This is a genomic window from Thiolapillus sp. (genome assembly GCF_048562965.1).
Lineage (GTDB): Bacteria > Pseudomonadota > Gammaproteobacteria > Chromatiales > Chromatiaceae > Thiolapillus > Thiolapillus brandeum_A.
Genome location: NZ_JBHNMF010000189.1, coordinates 1 through 5,994, shown reverse-complemented (window position 1 = coordinate 5,994; position 5,994 = coordinate 1). Strand labels below are relative to the sequence as shown.

7 protein-coding genes are annotated in these 5,994 nt (G+C 58.1%); 5 read left to right on the top strand and 2 right to left on the bottom strand.

Annotated features, from left to right (window positions below; translation table 11 throughout):
• Positions 1-98 precede the first annotated feature (98 nt).
• On the top strand, positions 99-314 hold the full coding sequence (locus ACOCD2_RS10820; protein WP_293647538.1) for a hypothetical protein: 216 nt from the start codon (positions 99-101) through the stop codon (positions 312-314).
• A gap of 27 nt (positions 315-341) precedes the next feature.
• Here ACOCD2_RS10820 and ACOCD2_RS10815 read toward each other — a convergent pair whose 3' ends face one another.
• Positions 342-1,562, bottom strand: a complete 1,221-nt coding sequence (locus ACOCD2_RS10815) for an argininosuccinate synthase (RefSeq protein WP_293647536.1) — start codon at positions 1,560-1,562, stop codon at positions 342-344.
• Positions 1,563-1,757: 195 nt separating this feature from the next.
• Here ACOCD2_RS10815 and ACOCD2_RS10810 point away from each other — a divergent pair, with 195 nt between their 5' ends.
• The 3 genes from ACOCD2_RS10810 to cpdA all read left to right on the top strand — a co-directional run bounded on the left by ACOCD2_RS10810 (position 1,758) and on the right by cpdA (position 4,881).
• Positions 1,758-3,467, top strand: a complete 1,710-nt coding sequence (locus ACOCD2_RS10810) for a proline--tRNA ligase (RefSeq protein WP_293647534.1) — start codon at positions 1,758-1,760, stop codon at positions 3,465-3,467.
• 6 nt (positions 3,468-3,473) lie between these two features.
• Positions 3,474-3,989 carry a 3-hydroxyacyl-[acyl-carrier-protein] dehydratase FabA gene (fabA, locus tag ACOCD2_RS10805; RefSeq protein WP_293647532.1) on the top strand — a complete coding sequence of 172 codons (516 nt, stop codon included), beginning with the start codon at positions 3,474-3,476 and terminating at the stop codon, positions 3,987-3,989.
• Between the two features lie 88 nt (positions 3,990-4,077).
• Positions 4,078-4,881: a 3',5'-cyclic-AMP phosphodiesterase gene (gene cpdA / locus ACOCD2_RS10800; protein ID WP_293647530.1), complete on the top strand. Its 804-nt coding sequence runs from the start codon at positions 4,078-4,080 to the stop codon at positions 4,879-4,881.
• A 26-nt stretch (positions 4,882-4,907) separates the two neighbouring features.
• On the opposite strand, the gene sfsA is transcribed toward cpdA, so the two are convergent.
• On the bottom strand, positions 4,908-5,612 hold the full coding sequence (gene sfsA, locus ACOCD2_RS10795; RefSeq protein ID WP_293647528.1) for a DNA/RNA nuclease SfsA: 705 nt from the start codon (positions 5,610-5,612) through the stop codon (positions 4,908-4,910).
• Between sfsA and ACOCD2_RS10790 the strand changes: the two genes are divergently transcribed.
• Positions 5,611-5,793 carry a hypothetical protein gene (locus ACOCD2_RS10790; protein WP_293647527.1) on the top strand — a complete coding sequence of 61 codons (183 nt, stop codon included), beginning with the start codon at positions 5,611-5,613 and terminating at the stop codon, positions 5,791-5,793. The two genes, sfsA and ACOCD2_RS10790, sit on opposite strands and share 2 nt — an antisense overlap.
• Positions 5,794-5,994: the final 201 nt, after the last annotated feature.

The following is a 5,994-nucleotide window of genomic DNA, read 5'->3' as shown; positions in this document are numbered from 1 at the left end:
CTACCATGTCCCGCAGAAAAACATCGGGCACATCACGCCCATTCAGGCGCTTAAGGATTGGCACAAAAAACAACCGGAATTATTCAAAAAGAAAATCTATGATCTATCGGGACTTGACATGGGACCTGTCCCAGTTCATTGGCTACCTGTGCACCTGGTCAGCGGTCAAAAAATATGAAGCCGAGACCGGCAGAAACCCTGTCGAGGAAGTGCATGGCCAGATCCGGGAAGCCTGGGGCAGCCCGGACCAACAGCGGGCCATCAACTGGCCCCTGAGCATCCGGGCATGGAAAAAATCTTGCGCATTCACCTGAGGCCGGCTCCGAATCAGTTGCACAAACTTATTTGCGCTTGCGCGCCGCCACCCTCAGGCGCAGTGCATTGAGCTTGATGAAGCCTTCCGCATCCTTCTGGTCGTATGCACCTTCATCGTCGTCGAAGGTGGCGATGGCCTCGTCGAACAGGCTGTTGCTCTCGGACTTGCGCCCGGCCACGATGACGTTGCCCTTGTACAGCTTCACCCGCACCACGCCGTTGACCACTTCCTGGGTCTGGTCGATGAGCGCCTGCAGGGCCTCGCGCTCGGGGGACCACCAGAAGCCGTTGTAGATCATCTTGGCGTAGCGTGGCATGAGTTCGTCTTTGAGGTGGGCGGCCTCGCGGTCCAGGGTCAGAGACTCCATGGCCCGATGAGCTTTGAGCATGATGGTGCCTGCGGGGGTTTCGTAACAGCCCCGGGACTTCATGCCCACGAAGCGGTTCTCCACGATGTCGTCCCGGCCCACGCCGTTCTCGCCACCGACCTTGTTCAGATATTCCATGACTTCGGAAGCGGACATGGGCCTGCCGTCGATGGCCACGATATCGCCCTTCTCGTAGGTCAGTTCCACGTAGGTCGGCTCATCCGGCGCCTTTTCCGGGGAAACCGTCCAGCGCCACATGTCTTCCTCGGGTTCGTTCCAGGGATCTTCCAGGATGTCACCTTCGTAGGAAATGTGCAGCAGGTTGGCGTCCATGGAATAGGGCGATTTCTTGCCCGCCTTGGCGAAATCCACGTCGATACCATGCTCGGCAGCGTAGTTCATGAGCTTCTCCCGTGACAGCAGATCCCATTCCCGCCAGGGTGCGATGATCTTCACGTCCGGCATCAGGGCATAAGCGCCCAGCTCGAAACGCACCTGGTCGTTGCCTTTACCTGTGGCACCGTGTGAAATGGCATCGGCGCCCGTGTCCTGTGCGATTTCCACCAGCCGCTTGGCAATGAGGGGGCGGGCAATGGACGTGCCCAGGAGATATTCGCCTTCATAGATGGCATTGGCGCGAAACATGGGAAAGACATAGTCCCGGGCGAACTCCTCGCGCAGATCCTCGATGTAGATCTCCTTGATCCCCATCGCCTTGGCCTTGGCGCGCGCAGGCTCTACTTCCTCGCCCTGGCCCACATCGGCAGTGAAAGTGACGATTTCACAATCGTATTCATCTTCCAGCCACTTCAGAATCACGGAAGTATCCAGCCCGCCCGAATAGGCCAGCACCACCTTGTTTACCTTATTTTTTGACATTTCAAACCACCTGCACAATTCATAGGAAGCAATGAACCCGCGAACCGCGTCATGGACGCAGGAAACGGCATCGGTGCGGCTCCTTTCGTCACCACATCCTACGATTGAAAACCCTGTTTATGACAATAAACGCTAAATTATACCTGCTCCACTCCGTTTCAGGATAAAATTAGCGTTTTTTTCGCGGAGTACCCCATGCGCACATCCCAGTTTCCCCTGCAGACGCTGAAGGAAACCCCGGCCGACGCCGAGATCCCCAGCCACCGCCTGATGCTGCGTGCGGGCCTGATCCGCAAGCTGGCATCGGGCCTGTATGTGTGGCTGCCCCTGGGGCTGCGGGTATTGCGCAAGGTGGAACGCATCGTACGCGAGGAAATGGACAGCTCCGGCGCCCTGGAGCTGTCCATGCCCGTGGTTCAGCCTGCTGAACTGTGGCAGGAATCCGGTCGCTGGGAACAGTATGGTCCCGAGCTGCTGCGTTTCCGTGACCGCCACAACCGCGAATTCTGCCTGGGTCCCACCCACGAGGAGATCATCACCGACCTGGCTCGCAACCAGCTCAAGAGCTACCGCCAGCTGCCGGTGAACTTTTACCAGATCCAGACCAAGTTCCGTGACGAGATCCGGCCCCGCTTTGGCGTCATGCGCGCCCGGGAATTCCTCATGAAGGACGCCTATTCCTTCCACGTGGACCAGGATTCCCTGCAGCAGACCTATGACCTGATGCACGCCACCTACAGCCGCATCTTCAGCCGCTGCGGCCTGGACTTCCGTCCCGTGGCCGCGGATACCGGCGCCATCGGCGGCAGCGGTTCCCACGAATTCCATGTGCTGGCGGACGCCGGCGAGGACACCATCGCCTTTTCCACGGAAAGCGACTATGCCGCCAACGTGGAACTGGCCGAGGCCCTGCCCGACCGCAATGAACGCCCCGCCCCCTCGAAAGAGATGGAGCTGGTGGACACGCCGAATGCCAAAACCATCACCGAGCTGGTGGAACAGTTCAACCAGCCTGTGGAACAGACGGCCAAGACCCTGGTGGTGGAAGCTGCCGAAGGCGGTCTCATCGCCCTGCTGGTGCGCGGTGATCATGAGCTCAACGAGATCAAGGCAGAGAAGCTGCCCCAGGTGGCTTCCCCTCTGCGCTTCGCCACGGAAGAGGAAATCCGCGAGACTGTTGGCGCGGGCCCCGGCTCCCTGGGGCCGGTGAACCTACCCGTCCCCATCATCGCCGACCGTTCCGTTGCCGTGCTGGCGGACTTTTCCGCCGGTGCCAATATCGACGGCAAGCACTACTTCGGCATCAACTGGGAACGGGATGCTCCCCTGCCTAAGGTGGCGGACATCCGCAACGTAGTGGAAGGCGACCCCAGTCCCGACGGCAAGGGCGTGCTCACCATCGCCCGGGGCATCGAAGTCGGCCATATCTTCCAGCTGGGTACCAAATACAGCGAAGCTCTGAACGCCACGGTGCTGGACGAAAACGGCAAGGCCGTAACCATGACCATGGGCTGCTACGGCATCGGCGTATCCCGCGTAGTGGGCGCCGCCATCGAACAGCACCACGATGACAGAGGCATCATCTGGCCACACAGCATCGCCCCTTTCAGCGTGTCACTACTGCCGATGCAGATGAAGAAATCCGAGAAAGTCCGCAATGCCGCAGAAAAACTCTATCAGGACCTGCTGGCTGCAGGCATCGACGTGCTGTTCGACGATCGTGACCAGCGTCCCGGCGTCATGTTCGCCGACCATGAGCTCATGGGGATTCCCCTGCGCGTGGTGGTGGGCGAGCGCAGCCTGGACAAGGGCGAGGTGGAGTTCCGCGCCCGCAGCGCCGACGAAAACGGGATGATTTCCCTCGAGAACATCGTGTCCCACATCCAATCACTTCTGGAAAAATAAAACCTAATGGAACGTAAAAACGCCTACAACAAAGAAGACCTCATAAAATGTGGACACGGTGAGCTGTTTGGGCCGGGCAATGCCCAGCTGCCCGTGGACAACATGCTGATGATGGATCGCATTACACTCATCGCCGATGAAGGCGGTCAGTATGGCAAGGGAGTGATTACCGCCGAACTCGACATCGACCCCGATCTCTGGTTCTTCGAATGCCATTTCCCCGGCGACCCGGTCATGCCCGGCTGCCTCGGCCTGGATGCCATGTGGCAGCTGGTAGGTTTCTATCTGGGGTGGCTGGGCAACCCGGGGCACGGCCGCGCCCTGGGTGTGGGCGAGGTAAAATTCACCGGACAGGTGCTTCCCAATGCCGGCTTGGTAAAATATACCATTGATATCAAAAGGGTTATTGCCCGCAAGCTGATTCTGGGCATTGCCGATGGAAAGCTTGAGGTGGATGGCCGGGAGATCTATGCCGCCAAGGATCTTCGTGTGGGCCTGTTCACATCTACGGAGGGCTTCTAAGCGGAAGTTCACATTCTGTCAATGCGGGCGTGTTATTCGGTATTTTTCAGGTATAGGGTAGAGGTTCCACTCTATGGTTTGAGAAATCATGAACAATCCACGTCAGGGATCCGACCTGCACTTGCTCCAGGTGAGCGACTGCCATTTGTACGCCGATCCATCAGGTTTATTGCTGGGACTGAACACACTGGACTCCTTCCGGCAGGTGCTCGATAGCGCATGTAGTGATCTGACGCCCGACATGATCATCGTCACCGGCGACCTGGTGCATGACGGATCGAAGAAAGGCTACAAGTCCCTCGCCAAGACCCTGACAAAGACCGGTTGTCCCAGCGCCGCCATTCCCGGCAACCATGACAGCATCCTGAGCATGCAGAATGTGCTGGAAAAGCATCACATCCCTACCGGCGGAAAGATCGACCTGGGAAACTGGCGCCTGATTCTTCTCAACTCCCAGGTTCCCGGCAAGGAGCACGGACATCTTTCACGAACCGAACTGGATCTGCTGGACGAGGCATTGTCTGATGCGCCACCCCATATCCTGATTTTTCTGCACCACCAGCCCGTACCCGTGGGCAGCGAATGGCTGGACAACATCGGGCTGGACAACCCTCAGGAACTGCTTTCCAGAACCCAGCACAATCCTGCAGTGAAAGGTATCGTCTGGGGGCATGTGCATCAGCCTTGGGAAGGCAGACTGGGCCACATGCAGTTGCTCGCCACCCCATCGACCTGCATTCAGTTCGCGCCGGGACAGGATGAATTCGGCCTGGACACGCTCCCGCCCGGATGGCGCATGCTGACCCTGGGAAAAAACGGCGAGCTGTATTCCCGGACCCACCACATATCCCACATGCCCAAGGGGCTTATTGCGGATTCGGCCGGTTATTGATTCCCACCCTTGCCTGCCACTCTGACCTACAGTATTACCGGCACCGTCTCTGAAACGATAATACCTGTTTCAGTATGCCGCAGGCGCAGCGCCAGCACTTCCACACCCTGCTTTACCACCTCGCGCAACAATCCGGCATAGTCCGGATCCACTTCCTCTGCAGGGCGGAAACAAGCGCCCTCCGGCCGGTTGAGCGCATACAGGATAATCCCGCGGCAGCCCCCGGCCACCAGCAATTGCAAATCCCGCAGGTGTTTGCTGCCCCGAACGGAAACCGCATCAGGAAAGCCCAGGCAATCCTCCATCAGCAGGGTGACATTCTTCACCTCGATCCAGGCATCGGCATGCCTGCCCCGGGAAAGAAACAGGTCGAGGCGGCTGCGCCTGCCTTCGAGAGGCGGGGTTTTCTCCCGCTCGACCAGCCCGTAGCCTTCCAGTGCTGCAATGCGGGACTGAACAAGCGCTTCTTCAACCACAGGATTGGTACGCTGAGTATTGACGCCTATCCAGCCATTGCCCATATCCACACGTTCCAGCGTCCATGCCAGCTTGCGCCGCGGATTGTCACTGTGGCTGAGCTGCACCGGTGCACCCGCTTCCCAGCAGCCGGTCATGCGCCCCGTGTTGGGCACATGGGCCACTACCAGTTCACCGCTGTCCAGTTCCACATCTGCCAGAAAACGCTTGTAGCGCTTCAGGATGCGGCCATTGCTGAGGAGCGGTAATTCCATGAAAAAACTTCCAAAGTCAATCGTTTTGAGGCAGGATAACCAAAGGATGCAGGGCGTATCTGCTTGTCTGCAGTCAGGTAGTTACCGCGACTGTGACAACGCATTTTACGCTTCTCTTGCCGTCAGCGGCTCTCTGCTTTTGAACCGCAAGAAGCATCCCGGGGATGTAGTGAAAACCTGATTTTCAACAGATCCCACCAAATGAACTGAACAATAAGACCTGCAGCCGCAAATGCAGGATCAGATTCAGAGCCACAAGAAGGGGCTCTTCCCCTGATTGAGTGGGCGCCCATCATCTAGTAATCCCATCAGGGTAAAGATCCAACCCGCCGAGATGGAAGTAAATGGCATTGGCAAACCGCTCTTTATTGCGGAAGCCTCT

Bases quoted from the DNA above. Each gene is read 5' to 3' on its own strand.
- ACOCD2_RS10815 (WP_293647536.1), bottom strand. From the start codon at position 1,562: ATGTCAAAAAATAAGGTAAACAAGGTGGTGCTGGCCTATTCGGGCGGG.
- fabA (WP_293647532.1), top strand. From the start codon at position 3,474: ATGGAACGTAAAAACGCCTACAACAAAGAAGACCTCATAAAATGTGGA.
- sfsA (WP_293647528.1), bottom strand. From the start codon at position 5,612: ATGGAATTACCGCTCCTCAGCAATGGCCGCATCCTGAAGCGCTACAAG.
- ACOCD2_RS10820 (WP_293647538.1), top strand. From the start codon at position 99: ATGATCTATCGGGACTTGACATGGGACCTGTCCCAGTTCATTGGCTAC.
- cpdA (WP_293647530.1), top strand. From the start codon at position 4,078: ATGAACAATCCACGTCAGGGATCCGACCTGCACTTGCTCCAGGTGAGC.
- ACOCD2_RS10790 (WP_293647527.1), top strand. From the start codon at position 5,611: ATGAAAAAACTTCCAAAGTCAATCGTTTTGAGGCAGGATAACCAAAGG.
- ACOCD2_RS10810 (WP_293647534.1), top strand. From the start codon at position 1,758: ATGCGCACATCCCAGTTTCCCCTGCAGACGCTGAAGGAAACCCCGGCC.